Origin of the sequence: Buttiauxella sp. 3AFRM03 (genome assembly GCF_003675305.1) — a bacterium.
Taxonomy (GTDB): Bacteria; Pseudomonadota; Gammaproteobacteria; order Enterobacterales; family Enterobacteriaceae; genus Buttiauxella; species Buttiauxella ferragutiae.
In genome coordinates this window covers 4,969,564-4,988,416 of the sequence record NZ_CP033076.1, presented here as the reverse complement: position 1 = coordinate 4,988,416, position 18,853 = coordinate 4,969,564, and the positions used below count along the sequence as shown (strand labels likewise).

Below are 18,853 nucleotides of genomic sequence, written 5' to 3'. Positions count from 1 at the left end.
AAAACAACCAGCCATAAATGAAAATTCGCGATTTTGCATAAACTTTAACCAACAATCACCCAAGGTTAAGTTCTTTGGTAAGACATGTTACCCTTGCATTACAATACATTACAAAATGAGGTGTTTTATGAAACTCATTCTCTTCATTAGCCTTTTAGGCTTCATTCAATCATCCGCCTTTGCCGCCACTGCGACCAAACTGTCATGCCCAATGCGCGAAAATGTTGTCATATCACGGTTTAGCCATAACCTTTCGACAATGAAGTGGGATGATCACTTTCTGGTTGCTTCAGGCGTGAAGAAAACCAAAACAAGGAATGACGTTCCTTTTCGTGTCACCAGTTTTCAGAATGGAGATGACCTGGTTTTCTTCCCTGAAAAGCAGCAGTACTACTTGTTTTATTCGGGGAACCCGAATCCAGATCGCTGCACCATACAAAGCACAAGCACTTATGAGATAACCCAATTACCACGGTATGAAAAACCTGACACGTAATCTGGCTAAAGGCCGCAGGCAGGATATGGCAAATCGGTGAGTGTTAAGAAGGGCTTGTCATCCACCAATAAAAGCGGGGGTAGAATCTTCCCGCTCTTACCTATTTTAGGTAAACACAATCTAATAAATATTTCACGCCCTCTCTTTTTCCCTTTCTCAACTCAAATCAATTGATTCCCACCTTCAACATTGTCCTTCTTTTCCGTGCTACATCATTTTGGTTATATTCCCATGACGATATATTTACGGTTTATTAACACCACAACTCTTGAGCAACTCCAATGCTGTAGAAAAAATCAATAATTATTTTATTTAATAACGAACAAAACAATTGAAACATGATTTCATTTTCTTGATCAAACTATCTCTTTCTGAAAGCAAAATTAATTAGCATCGTCACCAGTCCGATGACTGATTTTTTAATTCACAACAGGGAAAGACTAAATGAAATGTCTCTTTAAACTTAGTGCTTTAGCTACATTATTAGTTTCAGTTTCTTCAGGTGCGGTTACACTGGATTATCGTCATGAATTTAAACCAGAAAGCGGCACCAACGCTGACAGGATTAAAATAGGCCACACTACTGAAGATGGCTATTTTGCGAGCGTTGAAGGCAAAGTATCTGAAAAAACAGAAGTTGATAAAGAAGGCTACAAAAACGGCATTGAGAAATACAGTGGCAATGGTAGCGAATTTGAATTTGGTAAGAACTTCATCATCAATGATCAGTTAACAATTGCGCCAGCAGTTAACCTTGATGTTGGTGATACCTATATTGGTTACCGCGTGCAGGTTAAAGCCATCTACAATATTAACGATAACTGGATGACATCTCTGCGTTGGCGTCCAGGTATTGAGGTGAGTGAAAACGCCGGTGTTGAGGACAAAAACTATAACCAATTTAACTGGGAACTTGGTTATACCTATCAACAATTCTCTATTGTCGGTGATTTTGAATATCGCTTCACAAATTATGAAGATTATGAAGGCGAGCATAATTATTGGCTCTATAACGTTGTAGCCAGCTATAGCATTGATAAACACTGGAAACCATATACTGAAATCGGATATGTTCCACGTTACAATCAAGACCATGAGAAAGACGAAATGGAAGTTCGTTATCGTATGGGTATCAAATATACTTTCTAAATCCAGATAATAAAAATCCCGCTGACATGGCGGGATTTTTACTGCACTAACCAGGAGTAACTCTTACCCCTTATTGATATCAGTGTTTGATATCACGCTTTTCCTGGCGGCAATCGGCATTGCCAACAAGACCGTCACGACATTCTTGCTTGGCTTCGCGCCCATCTTGGCGCTCTTGAGCCTGCTCCGTTGCCAGTACAGATACTGAAGCCATCAGAGTGGAAGCTGCAAGCAGCATTAAAGCATATTTTTTCATGGGAAATTCCTTACGTGGGTTAGCACACCATTATGGCGGGCACAAATCATACACTTCAGTTGCTTAGCCCGTCGTGCCAGAATAAATACAATTTTAAACTAATATTTATGCACTAATCCCTTCTCAGCACACCTCAGTACTTGATATCACGAGCTTTATCACGACCTTCCTGCTTATGTTGACGGTGGTCCTGTCGGCAATCAGCATTACCAACAAGGCCATCGCGACACTCCTGCTTGACGTTACGTGATGCCTCGCGAGTGGTCTGCCTTACATCACGGCCATCCTGGCGCTGCCGTGACTGCTCAGTGGCCTGTGCGGGTATTGTGGCTATCAGGGTAGAAGCGGCCAGCAGGATCAATGCGTATTTCTTCATAGTAGGTCCCCAGAATTGGCAAGTCGCGCCAATATGACGTAGCTAAATTATAGACCCCTCGGGGGTTGCTGCTTAAATCAATACACATTTTCGATTAGGCTATTGATAAGCCAATCAATATGAACCACCGTGTATTCGTTTCATATAGTTTATTTTTAATGTAAACAAAGACTCCAGCCGATTTTCGCTCCGGCATATCGATATATTTTTTAGATTACCTCTTAAAGAAATACCATGAGAAATCGCTCATAAATCGATAATTTATCCACTGTTTATCTTCTCCCTGCATCTACACTTTAAAGTGCCGATAGATTTCGAACGCTCATCCACTTGAGAGTTACGAGGATGTGAAGATGAAAAGATTGATCTATTTCTCTATGACGGCGGCTCTTCTGGTACTTCCTGTAACCGCCATAGCAGCGGCCATAGAGACTCCAGCCCAAGAATTAGCTCATGGAACGACACATCTACAAGAGATGGGTACCATCTCTGCCTGGGGAGATTCCGCTAATGATGTAAAGGTTTTCCTTGGTACAGAGGCAACTCAAAAAGGGGCGACCCGTTATAAAATAATTTCTGAACGCGATATTGAAGGGCAAATATACGGAACAGCAATACTCTACAAATAGTATTCATCCGCATGCTTTATATGTAACGGCTCCTCCGCAAGGAGCCGTATTAGTAAGGTCAGCAGTTGTTTTTTTTAATCTAAAAGTATCTCTCAGACTGTAATTTCGCACTAACTTCTCACATGGTGATATAGCTCAGTTGATAGAGCAGCACTACAATTTGAATATGCTGATTTCTTATTCAGCACATCCAGTTCCGATCCACTCTTTGTGTTAACCATAAAGTGAGTGCTCTCAATGAACCAATCCCGTTTCTCCCCGTTAGACCCAATATCCCGTCACTCCGAGATCCTATTCGGTCTGCTGATGGTACTCACCTTCACGGGCTGTTTTAACGCCTTCGAAGCGGGAAAGGCAGAGGTCAAGGATCTGCTTATCGCCGGTATCGGCTGTAACATCGCATGGGGGATAATCGATGCCATTGTTTACCTCATCACAACCCTGGCTGAGCGAGGACGTTTAGTGCGCCTGGAGAAAAAACTACGCCAGTTACCGGAAGGTGATTCAGCCGCACTGGAAGCCATGCGCGATGCCCTGCCCCCATTTCTGGCAGAGAATTGCTCTGATGCTGAACTTAAAAGCTGGCAGACGCGATTTAAAGAGTCCCATAGTGTGACGATGGGTCGCATGCTCACCTGGAACGATCTGCGTAACTGCCTGGGGGTTTTCTTACTGGTGTTTCTCTCCACTTTTCCCGTTTTACTGCCATTTATGTTCCTCGACGACACCGTACTGGCTTTGCGTCTTTCCCACGCTATCGCTCTCCTGATGCTGGTGTTACTCGGTCGTGGCCTGGCTCGCTATGCCAGTTCAAGCCGTCCCTGGTTTATCGGCTTTATCTTCGCAGCGGTGGGTACTGTGATCGTCGCCATCACGATTGCTCTGGGGGGGTGAACTCCACCTGCCTGCAACAAGGAAAGAAGAGGTTGCTGAATGATTGGCGCTAAATGTGTAAAGGCCCACCGAAGTGAGCCTTTTCACATTTATTGCTGATAAGTTAGACAGCGTTATGAGTTCGTCGGAGTAAAAAAACGGCCCATTATCATGAGCCAACGACTCATTGCTATCACTCTTATTATGGTAAATCTATTACCTGTCACCCTGGTGATGGCTGACGGAGAGAAGGATAAACAGTTACCTTGCGTGATTATTAGGTTTTTGTGCCAAATCACCTAACTTACCAAAAACACGAATGAAAAAGTCCCGGCTCATGCCGAGGCTAAGTGATCTCAGACACTTCAAGTCTATAGTTTGAAATCTAATGGCACATTTTTGAAAACTTCACACACAGCCTTACTTGGCTGTGCGGGTATATGAACCTGTTTGGCTGCAGCCAGTCAGTTGCTTAACTGACTGGCATTACTGCATAAACAACTCAGCTTTTTCTAAAACTATTTGCTTTTTAGTGTTGAAATATAATGCTTAACCACTTCATAAACATAATCCTGGTTTCCTTCCGCTGTTGCCGGGTTATATTTACCACCATTGCTTTTATTATTGGACAGAACTCTTATACCCAAGAATTTCACACCATAAGCGCTTGCAATTTGTGCACCTGCAGCACCCTCCATTTCTTCTACAGATGAACCGTAATTCACATGAAACCAATTAATTCGATCAATTTCATCATTCCAAAAATCTGATGAAGCAATAGTCCCTTCCACAACCTTACCTTTTGTATAGGTATTTTTCACCGCAATAGCAGATGCCAGTAAGTCCTTATCACCTTCGTAATAACGAATTTTTTTAGCATTAGGATCTGATCCACTACCTTCAGAAGCCATTAAGTCCATTGGCCCCCAGGTCATTGGGTTGCTTCCCTGATTTTTACCTAAATCACCTGATTTCAGAGAACCCGTATTTACCGTTCTTTTTCCCAGGACAATGTCACCCACATTTAAATCAGGATCATGCCCACCGGATGTCCCCTGGTTAATAATAGCAATAGGGTGATATTTCTCAATTGCTATAGCGGTATTAGCAGCTGTATTCTCCATCCCTTTACCGGTTTTAGAAACTATAACTGGGTAATTATCCAGCGTACCTATATAAAATACAAAACTCCCTGATTTCTCAATTTTTACATCAGTTAATTTTTTGGCGAATTTTTCAGCTTCAATAGGCATTGGCCCTTGAATAAGGATTGGCCTTTCCTCAATTTTTTCTTTTTCTGCCGCTAACACCGTTGCAGGAACCCATCCAGCAATACATGCGACGACTAAGCCAGATGTCGCAAACGAAGCTATTTTCTTAACATACTCTCTCATAAATTAATATCCGTTAGTTGTTATTTAATTACCTAAATACTGTCCCACTGAAAAACCTGGTAACCCTGACTGAAAATCAATGTCATAGCTTTCATTAACGAAACAATGCGCATCCGCATTGTAGAAATATTTTAGCCGCACTCAACTGAAGATTCGTTTTTTAATAAATATAATTTCACAACGGGAACCGGTTGCCGCCATTTTCAGCTAACCCCCATTGATATAGTAATATTACTCTGAGGGGAATTATTTCGTTATGCCATAGTGTGTTGGTCAGTAGAAATATGGTGCAGTTTGGGGTTCTTGTGAAAGCATAAAAAACGGGAGCACCAGGCTCCCGTTTTGAAATCAGAGAAATCGTAAGTTACGGTCTTAGCGTTAATCGCGCCTTCCATACCTTTAACGATCAGGTCAGCCGCTTCGAACCATTCCATATGACTGAACATTACATTCAGGGAAATAACTCAACTATTTGAAAATATTGAAAAATACAATCTCAAGTTTGTACTCTGCTTACTAAAACCACCCTTCGTTAAGTTACTGTTTCTTAAATAGTTAATTTTAGTTTTGGGGATGATTGCTCGTGGAGCGCTTTTATCATGAACATGAAGACGGGGAGTTATTGTCATTGATACGGATACAGTTGACCTCTGCACTCATCAATCCGGCATCCACTGTAGTAATTGGACCACCCGTTTTTGTACTTCCGAGCGACGGAGAGTTGATCAATGCCCGCCCTGCCAACCCATTCTTAACACGGAAAGCCTCTGCATCCATACCGTTGCCACTAATTAATATGGCAAAGAGAAATGTTCTTGCAAACCTGACACTACTTTGGCAAAGAACGGACTGTTCAGTGCGCTTTTGTTGTACACCATATATATCGGCACTGAAGGCAGGAGAAATTCAGTTTCCAGCATCTTTAGGTTGTAACACTCTTTATATTTGTTGAAGGCGCTGACAGGGACAAAAGCCACCGCATCAGACTGCTCAACAAAACTCAGTGCAGCCATAACGGATGTAACCTGAAAACGAAAATTTCTCTGCATATTAATCGCATTTTCTATTTCGGTTTTAGCCGCGCTTATTTCGGTGCTATCCGATGTGATACTGACAAATATTTCGTTAGGTATATCACTGAACATGAATGTATTTTTAAGCCGGGGATGCGATTGCGAACAGACCGCGATAAATTTTTCCTCGTAAATCTTGTAAGTATTTCGCGACATATTACTATGCGGGCTAACATCAAAAACAATATCCGCCTTTCTGAAAGTCAACACGTCATCTACCGACTCGACAGAATTATTATTATTGTCATGAACCAAATGACTTTTTGGGGATATATTATCCATGATTTTTATTAACGGACCGAGAATTCTTGTTGTTACTAAAAGAGAACAGTTAATCACCAGCTTGTTCTTATTCTCGTTATCATTCTCATTTTTTAAATCGTGAAACTGAGAAACCAAATCGTCATAGGTCCCACCCAATTTTTCATGAATATAGGTAGCATTTATGGTGGGTTTCAACCCTTGACCCTGGCGAATAAACAGCGGGTCGCCAAAATAAACGCGTAATCGACCTAAAGCCTGGCTTATGGCCGCAGGGGTAGTGCTCAGCACATTTGCGGTGGTGGTCACACTGCCATACAAATAAACAGCTTCAAAAACATTCAGGAGGTTAAGGTCGAATCCCTTCATGGTGATAAAACCATCAACAGCATGACTTTTTTTCATGGAAAAGCTCTCATCTTAGAATATTCCTTAAGTATAGCTTTGATATTGAAACCATAGTGTAAACCCGCATTTGTACGCGAGTTTACACATTTATGCTGTTACCCAAAGCTCTTAAAGATAAATCAAGCTAAAAGTCAGCTGACCATCAATCGGCGTATTATCGATAAGTCCAAGAGTATCCGTTGCCTGAATCCCCGCAGTGACCCCCATCGGGAATTCTGCTGTTGTAAATGCAATAGGGTCCAGGCCAGTCCCTACCGTCATAATACGCCAGTTGTCTTGCTGAAGTGACTGCGCATAGAAGCCACCGCAATCTGTCCATGATCTATCAGGGTTCGAGAAGTTATCTTTCTGTATATAAATTAGATTCGCATTCACGCCATCTGCAGTTACTGCGCTGTTATTAAGCTGCACGGCATAAGATCCAATATTCACGCCCGTGGCTGTTTTTCCCAGACCAAAATTATAGGCGGGGTCAACATTAATGTTATACAATGCCGCATCACTATCCTGACGATCGTCATTAGAGCTGAATCCTACTTTCGTCGGAGAAACACAATTTATGGTTAGTGTGATGTTTTTCGTCTCAAGCTTAGTTGCAGAAGTAGGGTTTAAAGTACTGGCAACTATATTCCCGTAATCAATAACGCCACCGTTACTGAATGTGGGTGTGCAAGACGCGGTTAATATTTTCCCCTCAACCTTAAGCGGAATGCTCCCTGCAGCATAAGAAGAATTAGCCAGGCTAAGAATGACACTGGCCATCATTATGTTCCGCATAAATATCCTTTCATTTTGTTAATTAATAAAAAAAACGTGATTCGTTTTTCGTACCACTAGAGGTAAAAGAGGCTAATTGTCATTTCACCATCCAACGATGTTGTGTCAGTAATAGCCAGTGTATCAGTCGGCTGCACCGTCGCTGCAACTTCCAGAGAAAATGTTGCGCTGTTAAAAGCGACTGGTTCATTAAAACTGCCGAAAGAGGTCACTATGGAGTCACTGCCCCTTAAGACACCCATACTTGTATTCCAGTCCCCTGGATTACTGCCAGTCCCCCTGGACATCAGCTGTGCTGTCGAACCATCAACGTTTATTGAAGAGGCGTCAACCCACACACCATAAGAACCGATTCCGATATTCTCTGCGGTTTTTCCTAAACCAAATAGGTTGTCGTGGTTGGTCACAACATTTCCATTGCTGAACTCGACACTATTATAAGGATTACCCTCTTCATGATTGGAGATAACGGTAAAACCAACCTTGGTGGCTGAATCACACGTAATACTGAGGCTAATATCTTTTTGGCCCAAACTATTGGGTTGCGTCGAGCTTAGGGAGCTAACTTGAATCGTGCCAAAATCCACAATCCCGCCATTGCTCAGCGTGGGAGTGCAGGCTGAAGTGGTCAATGTCCCCTGCACCTTAAGAGTGGTGCTGGTTTCACCCGCAAAAGCGGAGCTGGTTGCCATGGTAAGTAAAGTAGCGAAAAGTAATTTATTCATTTCGATGATCTTCAATTTGGAATGGAGCTAAGTGAGAAATACCCTTTAAAAGAAAACGAGAATTCCTCTCCCGCCGCAGTCATTTATTGATCGTCGATCATCACCAGACCGATATCCGAAGTCAGTGTTGTACGGTCAGACACCTTAAACTCACTCTCTTTCAATACCGGAGTTAGTGTCAGCCTGAAATTCATTTGCTGCCCTTGCACCGCAGAGTTGCCATTAACGGCCATAATCCCTTCACGGTTATGAACCAGCAGTTCTTCCGCGGCGCTGCCGTCCGGCAAAAAGCTGCCGGGATTAACGGTTTTCGCCATCGGGTAGTGTTGCCCGTCAACCATCAGCTGCGACACTTTGCCGCTAAGGCCGCTCTGGCTGCCAAACCTGAAATAGCCTTTATCCCCTGCGTTACCGTGGAAGAACACCGCCATTTTGCGAGGCGTGGTACAGAACACGTTGACGTTAATGTCCTTCTCCTGCATCACGCTCCAGCCTTGCCCGGTCTTTACCGCCTCGTCCTGGCGCAATACCTGTAAATCCACTTCGGGTTGCGAAAGCGTCATCTGGCAATCGCTGTTTGCAAAGCTGGCGGGTACGGCCATAAAGCTACTGATAACCGCCAGCGCGCCGATCGTTGTGATTCGGGAAAATGTTCTCATCGGCATACGCCCTCTGTTTCTTCGTAAAAGGCTTCCTTGTCCTGTTTGTCTGCCAGCTTCCAGTCGATTTGGCACTGTCGTTTACCGTCATCATTGGTGACATAAAGTGCAGAAATCCCTTCTACATCGTTCAGGAAGACATGACCATCATCCACCACGGTAACCACGTAATTGCCCTTCTCATCCACCACTGAGCTCCCTTTACTTAACAACTGACCATCCGGATGTTTCACCTGAATCATGACCCTGCGCGAGTTCATCACTTTGAAACCGACTTTCCCGACCGAACCATGCCCCGCTGCAACCATCTTGGTGCCGTTTGCCAGATCCATGCTCTGAGGCAACGTGTTGCCGTTAATTTCGATACGTGCATTACGATACAGCGGCATACCCGGTATTACCGCCTGCCCCCAGGCATCCGTCCAGACCGTGCCTTGTGGGGTGGAAATTTCAATGCCGCTCACTGGCTCGCTCAAGCTGGCAATCGCAAAGGTGTCTTTCACCGCATAAGGCGAGAAGGTTACACCGTCGTCGTGCATCACGATTCCCCCGCTGAGGCTCATGTTGTAATTGCTTTGATGATCGTTACTGCCACCCGCCCCGACACTCAGTTGCGTGTAGTGGAGGTTGGAATTGATGTTGCCATTGAAGCTGGTGTTGTTGTCGTTCTGATCTTGATCGACGGAAATCGAGTAATTGCTGTTCTTCGTGATCTCGCCGCTGGTGGAGACACCGTACGAGGTGTCATCCCCTTGTTTACGCATGTGCGTACTAATGCTTTGCGAGCCAATCGGGATACTGACGTTGACATAAAAGAGATCTTCATCTTCCTGGTCTTCATCGGTACTCCCCACCTGGCTTTGCCAGTTAACCTGGACCGAGGCGTATTTGAACGTCTTTCCCCAGGAGGCATTCACATAGCGGGAATCTTCATTATCATCAGTGCCTTTGTTCAGGCTGTAACCGAGGGAAAATGTCCCGAGCGGCCCCTGGCTCCAGCTCACGGAGGAGCTGTAGCTGCTCTGATAACTGTTGTAATCGTCATTCATGGCATCAGTAAGCTCGCGGTAATCCGCGGAATATTTTGCCGCAGCAAACGACACCGACAACGAATTCACCGGCGAAAAGCTGGTGGACAGTTCGCTTTTCGTGCCCTGACTCGAATCACCAAAAGACTCTTTACTGGCCAGCAGACTGGCCCCCACCGTCCAGTTGTTCGACGGGAGATAATCGATCATGGCACCCGCAGCCTGGTAATCAGCTGCCAGTACGCCCGACGCGGTCAGGTTAAAGTTGGGGCTAAGGCTCCAGCCATCTGACAAATTAGCCACAGTCGGGTCACTGTAATCAGAATCGGTATCCCTGACTCTCCCCACCGACATCGAAAACCCCAATGGCCGGGAAAGCCGCTTTGCGTTAAGGCTGGAAGCAGGGATAACGAAATGGTTGGTGGTGCCGTCAGTCTCCACCACGGTAACGTCCAGATCGGTATTGGTACGCACAATCGGCACGTTATCCAGCGCGAATGGCCCTGCGGGAACTAGCGTTGAATAAATCAACTGGCCGGTCTGGCGGATTTCAACACGCGCCTGAGGCATACGCGCAATCCCGCTTACCGTTACACCAGAATCACCGGCAATTAAGGCGCTTTCCGGCGTTAACAGGAAACCGTTAATCGGTGCTCCAGCAAACAGACCGGAATTGGCGTTGACCTGCCCTATCTGCAACTGCATTTTTTGGTCGACAAAAGTGTGCGCCGCGTAGGTGTACAGGCTGTTAGCGGAAATGTTTCCATCGCTATCGGTAAAGACATAATTGCTGCGTACAAACCAGTCGGCGATATTCACGCCCGCTTCCAGCTGTGCCTGGCTGTAATCAGAACTGCCACCGTCGTAATGGCTGGAGGTGCTGAACAAGTTGTAGTTCAGCATCCCTGCCGTGCCACCGTGGATAACATTCGCCGGCGTATTATCCAGCGAGTTATTCACCGCTTCCGGTGGTACCACCAGATCCAGCCGTTCCGCGTTAGGCACCGGCGTTATCGTGGCACCTGGATATTCTTCGCGATAGTCATGGCATGACTGCGGATCGGGATCTTTTATGGTTTGCAGGCCGGCTGCCGACAAAAATTCATTATCAACACACAGCTCGCCCTGCGGTCCAAAACGGACCGCCAGCGTGCCTTTATCTTTGCCATTCACTTTCAGAGAAACCGAATGCATACCCGGTAAGAATTTTGCTTCATTAGCAAAATAGCTATTAACACTGGAATCGACTCCACGTTGTTTCAGGATATTAGTATCAAAAGTATATTCTCGTGCGTAAGCATGCGTACTTATTAATATCACCACGGGTAGCGCACTTTTTAGCAATGCGTTTACGTAGAGAGATACAGTTGATAATTTAAACATTAAGTTTTCTCAATAGGTCAATTATTTATTAAGTGGCGCGGTATAACTCGGCACATCAATGCCGTAACGGCTGGCCGGAGTGAATTTCAACTGGTTGTCACTGCCTGGTGATTTATTCAGTGTGGCGGTCATAGTTTCGCCCGGCAGAATATAACTTTTCGCCAGTTTCGCGCGGGAAGAAGAAGGCAGCGTTTCAACGCCCTGCCCCATGCGCACGACATATGGGCTCGGGTTTTTCACCGTCAGCGTGTTGCCCGCAGTGGACCATTTCAGTAATGTCCAGGCGTCTTTCACTACCGGCAGGTTTTTCGGGTGGATTAGAACCGGAATATCCTGGCGCAGGTTAAAACCAATCTTCATATTCTTTGACGGGTCTTTCGGTGGAATACCTTCAAATACCACGCGTTTTAAATGCTCGGTGGTCAGCGGTGCATCTGTGCGCAGAATAAAACGCAATTGCTGAGTCTGGCCGGGTTCAACACGCACAACGGGCTGGGTTACCGTCAAATGTGTGCCTTTATCGTCCGGTAAATCGTTAATCGTGGTGTAAAGCAAATTAGGTAAAGAGTCGGTATTGGTGAGGTTAATTGTTCCGCCATTCTCAGACTCTTCAATCAGCAGCAACGATGTTTCAGGCACCAAACCTGCTGCTATTGTCGGAGTCATATGCGTTGCGGCAAAAAACAAAGGCAGACTCAACATCACAGCACGAGATAATTTAGAAGTTGAAAACATATTCAGTTAATCCTGTAATAATGCCCAGAGTGTTGGGCAATTAGTTGGTTACTGAAGCAAATAACAATGAGTCGCTTCAGACTGGGAATAAAATAAAACCACTTTCATCAGCCTTATTTTCACAAATAATAAATACCAGCCAGTCCGTGCGGCAGTAACAAAGTCATTTTTAATTAATGGTGTTTGTCAGATGAAAATATATGCTGCTTATAAATCAATATTAAAATTAGCAGGGGCTGAATGCCCCCGCTAAAGCTTGAGAAACAACGGTGTTATTAGAGGTAAACCAGGCTAAATGTCATTTCACCATCCAGCGCAGTTTCATCAGTCAAACTCAGTGTTTCGGTTGGCTGAATTGCTGCTGCTACCGTCATAGGGAAAACACCAGTGATGAAAGCTTTAGGTGTTGTAGGGTCACCAACGGTGATCGTACGGAAATCACTGTCCTGCAAAGTACCGGCACTCGCGGTCCATCCTGCTCCAGCCGCATGATCCTTTTGCTGATAAATAATCGGCGTAGTAATGCCATCAGCGGTAACGTTATTTGAATCAACGCGAATACCATAAGAGCCAATGCCCACACCCTCGGCAGTCTGACCCAGGCCGAAGATATTACCTGGGTTACCCAGAACAACACCGTTATCAAATTTCACCGAAATATTCGGGTCGGTATCTTTACGGGTATCTTCATTGGTAAAACCAACCTTGGTAGCTGAATCACACTCAATAGTCAGCGTAATATGCTTGTCACCCATCTGGTTTACTTCTGTTGCACTCAGTGCGCTCACAGAGATATCGCCGAAATCAACCGCGCCACCATCACTTAAAGAAGGGGTACAGGCTGCAGCAACCAATTTACCCTGCACTTTAAGCTGGGTTGTTTCCGCCGCATAAGAAGAGCAAGTAGCAGCTGCCACTAATGTAGCCAGAATTATTTTCTTCATGTAAAACCTCATTTTGAATGTGAATATTAGAGGGTGGCTAATACGAACCTTAAATTAAGGCTCTATCCTTCCATCATAATTTTTAACATAGAGGGCATTAAGCCCTCTGAAATACGTAGATTAAATAACTAATGAATATCAGAGGTAAACCAGGCTGATAGTTGTCTGGCCATCCAGAATGGTTTCATCAGTAATCGCCAGGTTAGTGCTGTTATCAACCGCAGCGGTCACTAACAATGGGAATGAAGCCTGGGTGAAGGCGACTGGAGCCAGTGAACCACTCTCAGCCACAGTCATATTACGGATAAAACCGCCGTTGCCATTCAACATGCTACCGGTTGCTGATTTGCTCCATACGGTGCCGTCATCGGTGCTGATTGCGTCTTTAGCTGCGCCGTCAGCCGTCACAGAAGGGACGTTTACAGTAACTGCATAAGCACCAATATTCACGCCTTCTGCGGTTTTGCCCAGGCCATATTGCGCTGCTGCTTCAGCAGTATTCCCGCCAATAGCATCAGCATTCACAATTTCAATATTGTTGAGAGAATCATTTCTGTCATCAGATGTTGTCCATGCAACTTTAGCTGCAGAATCACAAGTGATAGAAAGGGTAATATTTTTCTGACCCAATTGAGTCACGTCAGTAGCAGATAATTCGCCAAGGCTAATTGCGCCAAAATCTACAACGCCGCCATTGCTCAGGTTTGGCGTACAGGCAGCGGTAATGATCTTGCCTTGTACTTTAAGTGTTGTAGTTTCTGCAGCATAAGAGGAAGATGCCGCAGCAGCAATCAAACTCGCCAGAATAATTTTTTTCATGAGTAGTCCTTTCATTCATATTGGTGGGGAATTAAAAAAGGTAGTTAAATAAAACATTCATATATTCGCTGCCTTTCGATGGGAAGCATTATCCCCACAAATGAATGAACAGAATAGCACCCCGGACGATAATCAGGTTTTAACGCTTTCTTAATTAACTATGTATGTTGTTGTTTTTTTTGACAAAAAATTATCATTCATTATTTGGAAATCCAAATAAACGACTCCATTTAAAGAATATAAATAACACCAATTATTTGAGTTAATGCACATATATCATTTATCACGCTGGCGTATTGAGATAAAACTCATTCGAGATCCAGACTGACTAAAAAACCCTGATTCATCAGGTCTATGTTTAATCGCGAGATATGCCAGTCTTTGTCTTCCGTGCTGCCAAATCCCTGTGTCGTAATCAGGTTCATTAGCTCGGGTGTCGCGACCAAACCAACATTCATGCCCATCAACCTCTTTTTACTAGCTGTCGAAAAACCTGCTGCGATTTCACGGACAGACTGTAGATCCGGCTGCGGCCAGGAATACTGGACGACTGGTTCTCCGCTTTCGCCATAGACGAGAACTCGCGGGTTACATCGCTGGCCGGAATAAGCTGTGAGGTTTTCTGCTCAAACTTGAGCCGCTCGCGCTCAGACTGAAACCACGCCTTGCGATCGGGCGGTAACATTTCATCGACTTTAATCTGGGCCGGGTCAGCGGTACGGGTCAGGAGAGCCACGAGGATGTCGAGCACGGAATAGAGTTTAAGTTTGGGGTTGCTTCCCGGTGCAACGGGGATGTTGCTCAGTCTGCTGGCTATGGTCTGACGATGCAGATCCGTCATCGCTGCAAGCTGTTTGATGTTGAGGCGAAAATTCTTGAGTTCGTTATCCATGATGGCGAACAAATAATGAGCAATTCGACATCCTGACAATTTTATTGTTAATAAAAACAATAAATTAAACGGATGATGATGTCAATAAAGTGCAAAAAACTAGCCGTTTCCCGCGGTGTTCGCCCCCGTGGATAGACCTATCCCCTCGGGAGGTCCCGTGAAAACTCCCAGGAATGTTACTCAGCCCTCTCATATGAAGAGCACTGACACGCCATTGAGAACAAGCGTTGATCATTCGGATTCCAGATCAGCAATGAGATATTGAGTCTCAACGGTATTTTACAAAGAGAACTCACAAAGACTGGGTATTGACGACTAATCACAATATTAAAATGTGTCAACTACCATTCCTTAAATTAATTAGATCGCTCCAATAAAAAATATATTTTTTATATTTTTCAACAAGTTGAAATGATTGACATGGAAGTTTATTGCCCATACCCTGCAGCAATTACCAACGACATAAGGAGTACGCCAAATGGCACAATCAACCAAATGCCTTAAAAATTTCCGTATGAAATGTCTGTATCTCTGCAACATCAAAACCCATGAAAAAACACGTGATGAAGTAAGTAAGGAACTTTTGAGCGCAGGGGAAATCTGATCCTACCCGCGAATAGTGGACACGAGACTAAGTGAGTAAACTCTCAACCAGAGGTGACTCACATGACAAAAACAGTATCAACCAGCAAAAAGCCCCGTAAACAGCATTCCCCTGAATTTCGCAGTGAAGCCCTGAAACTCGCTGAACGCATCGGTGTTGCTGCCGCTGCCCGTGAACTCAGCCTGTATGAATCGCAACTTTATAACTGGCGCAGTAAACAGCAGCAACAGCTCTCATCCTCTGAGCGTGAAAATGAACTCGCTGCTGAAAATGCTCGTCTCAAACGCCAGCTGGCGGAACGGGACGAGGAGCTGGCCATTCTCCAAAAGGCCGCGACATACTTCGCGAAGCGCCTGAAATGAAGTATGTCTTTATTGAAAAACATCAGGCTGAGTTCAGCATCAAAGCCATGTGTCGCGTCCTCCGGGTGGCCCGCAGCGGCTGGTATGCGTGGGCTCAGCGGCGTGCGAGGCTAAACTCACGCCAGCAGTTCCGTCTGAGTTGTGACAGCGCCGTGCACGAGGCTTTTCACCGGGCAAAACAGCGCTACGGCGCACCGCGCCTGACCGATGAACTGCATGCTCAGGGTTACCGCTTCAGCGTGAAAACCGTGGCAGCCAGCCTGCGTCGTCAGGGGCTTCGGGCGAAAGCGTCACGGAAGTTCAGCCCGGTCAGTTACCGCGAGCATGACCTGCCGGTGTCGGAGAACCTGCTGAAGCAGGATTTTTACGCCAGCGGTCCAAACCAGAAATGGTCGGGTGACATCACCTACTTACGTACTGATGAAGGCTGGCTATATCTGGCTGTCGTCATCGATCTGTGGTCACGTGCTGTTATCGGCTGGTCAATGTCATCGCGGATGACGGCACAGCTGGCCTGCGATGCGCTACAGATGGCGTTGTGGCGACGTAAGCACCCGGAAAATGTCATCGTTCACACCGACCGTGGTGGGCAGTACTGCTCAGCGGATTATCAGGCGCTACTGAAGCGGCATAACCTGCGCGGTAGCATGAGTGCAAAGGGTTGTTGTTACGATAATGCCTGTGCAGAAAGCTTCTTCCACTCACTGAAAGTCGAATGTATCCACGGTGAACGCTTTATCAGCCGGGAAATGATGCGGACGACGGTGTTTAATTATATCGAGTGTGATTACAATCGGTGGCGTCGCCACAGTGCCTGTGGCGGACTCAGCCCGGAACAATTTGAAAATCTGAATCTCGCTTAGGGCCGTGTCTGCATTACGTGGGTAGGATCAATCCTTTCTATCCTGTTTGGTGTTTCAGTGGGAGAAATGCGCAGTATGTTGCGTTATGGACCAAATACCCAAGCTCTTGCAACACTTGAAGCGCTGATCATCGTTAAACGTGAGAGTAAAATGACTGAATTCCTGGGGCTGTAAACACAGCAGTAACATAGGGCACCAGCTCACTGGTGCTCATCGTCTTACCCATCGCTGTCATTCATCCGAATAATTAAGCTTGGTCTTACTCTTTGTTCCACTCTTTCGAGAGAGTTACCAAATTCAGCATAGTTGTCGGGGAACTAGACTTGCAGCTTCTCCCAGGCTAAGGGGACTGTAATAAAAAACCGCCCGGAGGCGGTCAGAGAAGATCCCGTAATTGTTGAGCCTGTTCTGGTGTTAATGTAGGTAAACCTAGCTGAAATTCTTCAAGCCAGCGACCTGCTGTGTTTCTGCATTCCTCTTGATGGTCACTGTTTGGGTTCCCTTGGATACTTTTCAGGATGGTTTGAAATGACTCGTGGCTAACTGTATTCAGGATAATTCTCCGTTTTGAAAACCAAGAAATAATCCCATCACGACGCCGCGGTACAAAGCATTATGACAGGATCTCAGTGAATACCTGCTGTGATGTCTCTATGGTCTCTGAAGAATCCCCATCCCTGCTAAGTGAATAACAATGTCATATGATCCTTGTTTATAAGCATATCCAAGCATGACAGTGAGGTCTTTTTTACTCATACCAGGCTGTGCCAGGAGTGCATTTGCAGCAGATATCGCACGCTCACGTAAGATGCCATTTAATTTCGCACTAGCATCAGCATCGATATCCTTTAGATATCCAGCATAAGCCAACCCGAGAAAGGTCACTTTAGGGCAACCTTTTTTTCTAGAAGAAACACTTTCGATGGCTGATGCAATGGCTGTTTCCCAAGCAATTACAGGGTCGATGCCTTTACTAGTGATAAGGCCATGAGCTTCAACGGCAGCTTTGGTGTATGTACGCATATGGCTATCTCAGTAAAGAAAGCATCAATATACAGAAAGTCATTCTCGCTGGTAGTGTTATGTCCCAAGGGTAACTTGAGGTTTCTTGTCCACTTTGCTTCCATTGGCCGACAAAAACCACTCACAACGAGTAGAAACAAATGCGACCAGCAAATGCCAGTTGCTCGTGATGGGAACGGAAAATCTTGCACCTTAAGACTATGGTCTTGACTGTTTTTACCCGCTTGTCGTGCCGTGGTAGTATGAAAATCCAGAGCAATTATCAAGGAATGGTAATGAGGGCAAGTATTCGTGCAAAGATAGTCAGAGTCTGTGAAGCCAAGATTGCGGCTAAAGGAGATAATGTTGGCGTGTCATTTTATGCTTTCTTTGCCAATAAGAATGATGATCCGGAATTACTCATGGAAGTCGCTCATTGGTGGATCATGGAAATGAAGCTAGACCACTTCGAAAAAGCCAAAAAAATCATATCCCTTATATGACTCAATTAAGCTAACCAGCACTATTACTCTGTGCAAGAAGCATCACTATCTCTCAATTTTCTTCGATACTCCTTACCCCGGTAGTACCAGTTGTAGTGGTCAACAAAAACTGGCCACGGCTTTAGAGTTTTTCCAGAACAATCGTTCTGATTCATTCGGCGTCAGACCTCCATTATATTGATGAGGTCTGAGCTGGCTGTAATATCCCATGATGTAATTCGTTATCGCTGTGCTGGCTTCGCTAAAATTAGCGTACCCATTATCCGGAACCCACTCTGTTTTCAGGCTTCTGAAGAACCGTTCCATTGGACTATTATCCCAGCAATTTCCCCGGCGACTCAGGCTTTGCTTTATCTGATATCTCCACAGTAACTGTCTGAAATTCCTGCTGGTATAGTGACTTCCTTGATCCGAGTGATACAGTAAATTAGCCGGTTTTCCCCGTGCTTCCCTGGCCATCGACAGGGCTTTACCTGTCAGTGCTGAATCAGGGAAAAATGACATCGCCCAGCCAACCGGTTTACGGGAAAACAAATCGAGTACAACAGCCAGATAAGCCCAGCGTTTTCCCGTCCAGATATAAGTCACATCACCGCACCAGGCCTGATTAGGCTCGGTAATGTAAGTATCCCGGTAAAACGA

Annotated in this window: 20 protein-coding genes and 2 pseudogenes; 6 read left to right on the top strand and 16 right to left on the bottom strand. The window is 45.2% G+C overall.

Annotation, left to right across the window (positions count from 1 at the left end):
- The first annotated feature begins 127 nt into the window (after positions 1-127).
- Together D8682_RS27280 and D8682_RS24750 are read left to right on the top strand one after the other, a co-directional pair.
- Positions 128-496, top strand: a complete 369-nt coding sequence (locus D8682_RS27280) for a hypothetical protein (RefSeq protein ID WP_064547677.1) — start codon at positions 128-130, stop codon at positions 494-496.
- A gap of 444 nt (positions 497-940) precedes the next feature.
- A complete protein-coding gene (locus D8682_RS24750; RefSeq protein ID WP_064547679.1) occupies positions 941-1,645 on the top strand; it encodes an oligogalacturonate-specific porin KdgM family protein in 705 nt (234 codons plus the stop codon).
- Between the two features lie 79 nt (positions 1,646-1,724).
- On the opposite strand, the gene D8682_RS26970 is transcribed toward D8682_RS24750, so the two are convergent.
- Together D8682_RS26970 and D8682_RS24745 are read right to left on the bottom strand one after the other, a co-directional pair.
- A complete protein-coding gene (locus D8682_RS26970) occupies positions 1,725-1,901 on the bottom strand; it encodes a hypothetical protein (protein ID WP_166642068.1) in 177 nt (58 codons plus the stop codon).
- Positions 1,902-2,034: 133 nt separating this feature from the next.
- On the bottom strand, positions 2,035-2,277 hold the full coding sequence (locus D8682_RS24745) for a hypothetical protein (RefSeq protein WP_064547681.1): 243 nt from the start codon (positions 2,275-2,277) through the stop codon (positions 2,035-2,037).
- A gap of 353 nt (positions 2,278-2,630) precedes the next feature.
- Here D8682_RS24745 and D8682_RS24740 point away from each other — a divergent pair, with 353 nt between their 5' ends.
- Together D8682_RS24740 and D8682_RS24735 are read left to right on the top strand one after the other, a co-directional pair.
- Positions 2,631-2,906, top strand: a complete 276-nt coding sequence (locus D8682_RS24740; RefSeq protein ID WP_121815415.1) for a DUF1471 domain-containing protein — start codon at positions 2,631-2,633, stop codon at positions 2,904-2,906.
- Between the two features lie 237 nt (positions 2,907-3,143).
- Positions 3,144-3,800: a VIT1/CCC1 transporter family protein gene (locus tag D8682_RS24735; protein WP_064547685.1), complete on the top strand. Its 657-nt coding sequence runs from the start codon at positions 3,144-3,146 to the stop codon at positions 3,798-3,800.
- Between the two features lie 497 nt (positions 3,801-4,297).
- Here the strand turns inward: D8682_RS24735 and D8682_RS24725 are convergent, their stop codons facing one another.
- The 12 genes and pseudogenes from D8682_RS24725 to D8682_RS24675 form a co-directional block, all read right to left on the bottom strand.
- Complete coding sequence (locus D8682_RS24725) at positions 4,298-5,173, bottom strand: 5'-methylthioadenosine/S-adenosylhomocysteine nucleosidase (RefSeq protein ID WP_121815414.1); 876 nt, start codon at positions 5,171-5,173, stop codon at positions 4,298-4,300.
- Between the two features lie 254 nt (positions 5,174-5,427).
- Positions 5,428-5,637: pseudogene (locus tag D8682_RS27520) on the bottom strand (hypothetical protein); the annotation flags it as partial.
- Between the two features lie 327 nt (positions 5,638-5,964).
- Positions 5,965-6,912, bottom strand: a complete 948-nt coding sequence (locus tag D8682_RS24715) for a LysR family transcriptional regulator (protein WP_121815413.1) — start codon at positions 6,910-6,912, stop codon at positions 5,965-5,967.
- Between the two features lie 111 nt (positions 6,913-7,023).
- On the bottom strand, positions 7,024-7,680 hold the full coding sequence (locus D8682_RS24710; protein ID WP_162303049.1) for a DUF1120 domain-containing protein: 657 nt from the start codon (positions 7,678-7,680) through the stop codon (positions 7,024-7,026).
- Between the two features lie 68 nt (positions 7,681-7,748).
- The gene (locus D8682_RS24705) at positions 7,749-8,417 is read right to left on the bottom strand and encodes a DUF1120 domain-containing protein (RefSeq protein WP_064547694.1); all 669 of its coding nucleotides are present in this window, start codon (positions 8,415-8,417) and stop codon (positions 7,749-7,751) included.
- Positions 8,418-8,500: 83 nt separating this feature from the next.
- On the bottom strand, positions 8,501-9,076 hold the full coding sequence (locus D8682_RS24700) for a hypothetical protein (RefSeq protein WP_121815412.1): 576 nt from the start codon (positions 9,074-9,076) through the stop codon (positions 8,501-8,503).
- Complete coding sequence (locus tag D8682_RS24695) at positions 9,073-11,487, bottom strand: fimbrial biogenesis usher protein (protein WP_121815411.1); 2,415 nt, start codon at positions 11,485-11,487, stop codon at positions 9,073-9,075. Before D8682_RS24695 ends, D8682_RS24700 begins: the two co-directional genes overlap by 4 nt.
- A 21-nt stretch (positions 11,488-11,508) precedes the next feature.
- The gene (locus tag D8682_RS24690; RefSeq protein ID WP_121815410.1) at positions 11,509-12,222 is read right to left on the bottom strand and encodes a fimbria/pilus chaperone family protein; all 714 of its coding nucleotides are present in this window, start codon (positions 12,220-12,222) and stop codon (positions 11,509-11,511) included.
- Between the two features lie 275 nt (positions 12,223-12,497).
- A complete protein-coding gene (locus tag D8682_RS24685; protein ID WP_162303048.1) occupies positions 12,498-13,166 on the bottom strand; it encodes a DUF1120 domain-containing protein in 669 nt (222 codons plus the stop codon).
- Positions 13,167-13,304: 138 nt separating this feature from the next.
- On the bottom strand, positions 13,305-13,985 hold the full coding sequence (locus tag D8682_RS24680; RefSeq protein WP_064547701.1) for a DUF1120 domain-containing protein: 681 nt from the start codon (positions 13,983-13,985) through the stop codon (positions 13,305-13,307).
- A gap of 308 nt (positions 13,986-14,293) precedes the next feature.
- Positions 14,294-14,443: a hypothetical protein gene (locus D8682_RS26965; protein WP_202914362.1), complete on the bottom strand. Its 150-nt coding sequence runs from the start codon at positions 14,441-14,443 to the stop codon at positions 14,294-14,296.
- 5 nt (positions 14,444-14,448) lie between these two features.
- Positions 14,449-14,877 (bottom strand): DUF1441 family protein, encoded by a 429-nt coding sequence (locus D8682_RS24675; protein WP_202914361.1) that lies wholly within the window; start codon positions 14,875-14,877, stop codon positions 14,449-14,451.
- A 666-nt stretch (positions 14,878-15,543) separates the two neighbouring features.
- Here D8682_RS24675 and D8682_RS24670 point away from each other — a divergent pair.
- Positions 15,544-16,706 (top strand): IS3 family transposase gene (locus D8682_RS24670; RefSeq protein WP_121813401.1). Its coding sequence is split into 2 segments (ribosomal slippage): positions 15,544-15,805 and positions 15,805-16,706, totalling 1,164 coding nucleotides; the frame shifts between segments, so codons are not numbered across the junction.
- A 651-nt stretch (positions 16,707-17,357) separates the two neighbouring features.
- Here the strand turns inward: D8682_RS24670 and D8682_RS24665 are convergent.
- On the bottom strand, positions 17,358-17,729 hold the full coding sequence (locus tag D8682_RS24665; protein ID WP_121815407.1) for a hypothetical protein: 372 nt from the start codon (positions 17,727-17,729) through the stop codon (positions 17,358-17,360).
- A 275-nt stretch (positions 17,730-18,004) separates the two neighbouring features.
- On the opposite strand from D8682_RS24665, the gene D8682_RS24660 reads away from it, so the two are divergent.
- Positions 18,005-18,211 (top strand): DUF6500 family protein, encoded by a 207-nt coding sequence (locus tag D8682_RS24660; RefSeq protein WP_121815406.1) that lies wholly within the window; start codon positions 18,005-18,007, stop codon positions 18,209-18,211.
- Between the two features lie 99 nt (positions 18,212-18,310).
- On the opposite strand, the pseudogene D8682_RS24655 reads toward D8682_RS24660, so the two are convergent.
- Positions 18,311-18,835, bottom strand: a pseudogene (locus tag D8682_RS24655) (IS3 family transposase); the annotation flags it as partial.
- Positions 18,836-18,853 lie beyond the last annotated feature (18 nt).

Coding starts and splice junctions, on each gene's coding strand:
- D8682_RS26965 (WP_202914362.1), bottom strand. CDS start 14,443: ATGAATGTTGGTTTGGTCGCGACACCCGAGCTAATGAACCTGATTACG.
- D8682_RS24740 (WP_121815415.1), top strand. CDS start 2,631: ATGAAAAGATTGATCTATTTCTCTATGACGGCGGCTCTTCTGGTACTT.
- D8682_RS24675 (WP_202914361.1), bottom strand. CDS start 14,877: ATGGATAACGAACTCAAGAATTTTCGCCTCAACATCAAACAGCTTGCA.
- D8682_RS24695 (WP_121815411.1), bottom strand. CDS start 11,487: ATGTTTAAATTATCAACTGTATCTCTCTACGTAAACGCATTGCTAAAA.
- D8682_RS24700 (WP_121815412.1), bottom strand. CDS start 9,076: ATGAGAACATTTTCCCGAATCACAACGATCGGCGCGCTGGCGGTTATC.
- D8682_RS24745 (WP_064547681.1), bottom strand. CDS start 2,277: ATGAAGAAATACGCATTGATCCTGCTGGCCGCTTCTACCCTGATAGCC.
- D8682_RS24735 (WP_064547685.1), top strand. CDS start 3,144: ATGAACCAATCCCGTTTCTCCCCGTTAGACCCAATATCCCGTCACTCC.
- D8682_RS24685 (WP_162303048.1), bottom strand. CDS start 13,166: ATGAAGAAAATAATTCTGGCTACATTAGTGGCAGCTGCTACTTGCTCT.
- D8682_RS24710 (WP_162303049.1), bottom strand. CDS start 7,680: ATGATGGCCAGTGTCATTCTTAGCCTGGCTAATTCTTCTTATGCTGCA.
- D8682_RS24665 (WP_121815407.1), bottom strand. CDS start 17,729: ATGCGTACATACACCAAAGCTGCCGTTGAAGCTCATGGCCTTATCACT.
- D8682_RS24715 (WP_121815413.1), bottom strand. CDS start 6,912: ATGAAAAAAAGTCATGCTGTTGATGGTTTTATCACCATGAAGGGATTC.
- D8682_RS24660 (WP_121815406.1), top strand. CDS start 18,005: ATGAGGGCAAGTATTCGTGCAAAGATAGTCAGAGTCTGTGAAGCCAAG.
- D8682_RS24705 (WP_064547694.1), bottom strand. CDS start 8,417: ATGAATAAATTACTTTTCGCTACTTTACTTACCATGGCAACCAGCTCC.
- D8682_RS27280 (WP_064547677.1), top strand. CDS start 128: ATGAAACTCATTCTCTTCATTAGCCTTTTAGGCTTCATTCAATCATCC.
- D8682_RS24680 (WP_064547701.1), bottom strand. CDS start 13,985: ATGAAAAAAATTATTCTGGCGAGTTTGATTGCTGCTGCGGCATCTTCC.
- D8682_RS24725 (WP_121815414.1), bottom strand. CDS start 5,173: ATGAGAGAGTATGTTAAGAAAATAGCTTCGTTTGCGACATCTGGCTTA.
- D8682_RS26970 (WP_166642068.1), bottom strand. CDS start 1,901: ATGAAAAAATATGCTTTAATGCTGCTTGCAGCTTCCACTCTGATGGCT.
- D8682_RS24750 (WP_064547679.1), top strand. CDS start 941: ATGAAATGTCTCTTTAAACTTAGTGCTTTAGCTACATTATTAGTTTCA.
- D8682_RS24690 (WP_121815410.1), bottom strand. CDS start 12,222: ATGTTTTCAACTTCTAAATTATCTCGTGCTGTGATGTTGAGTCTGCCT.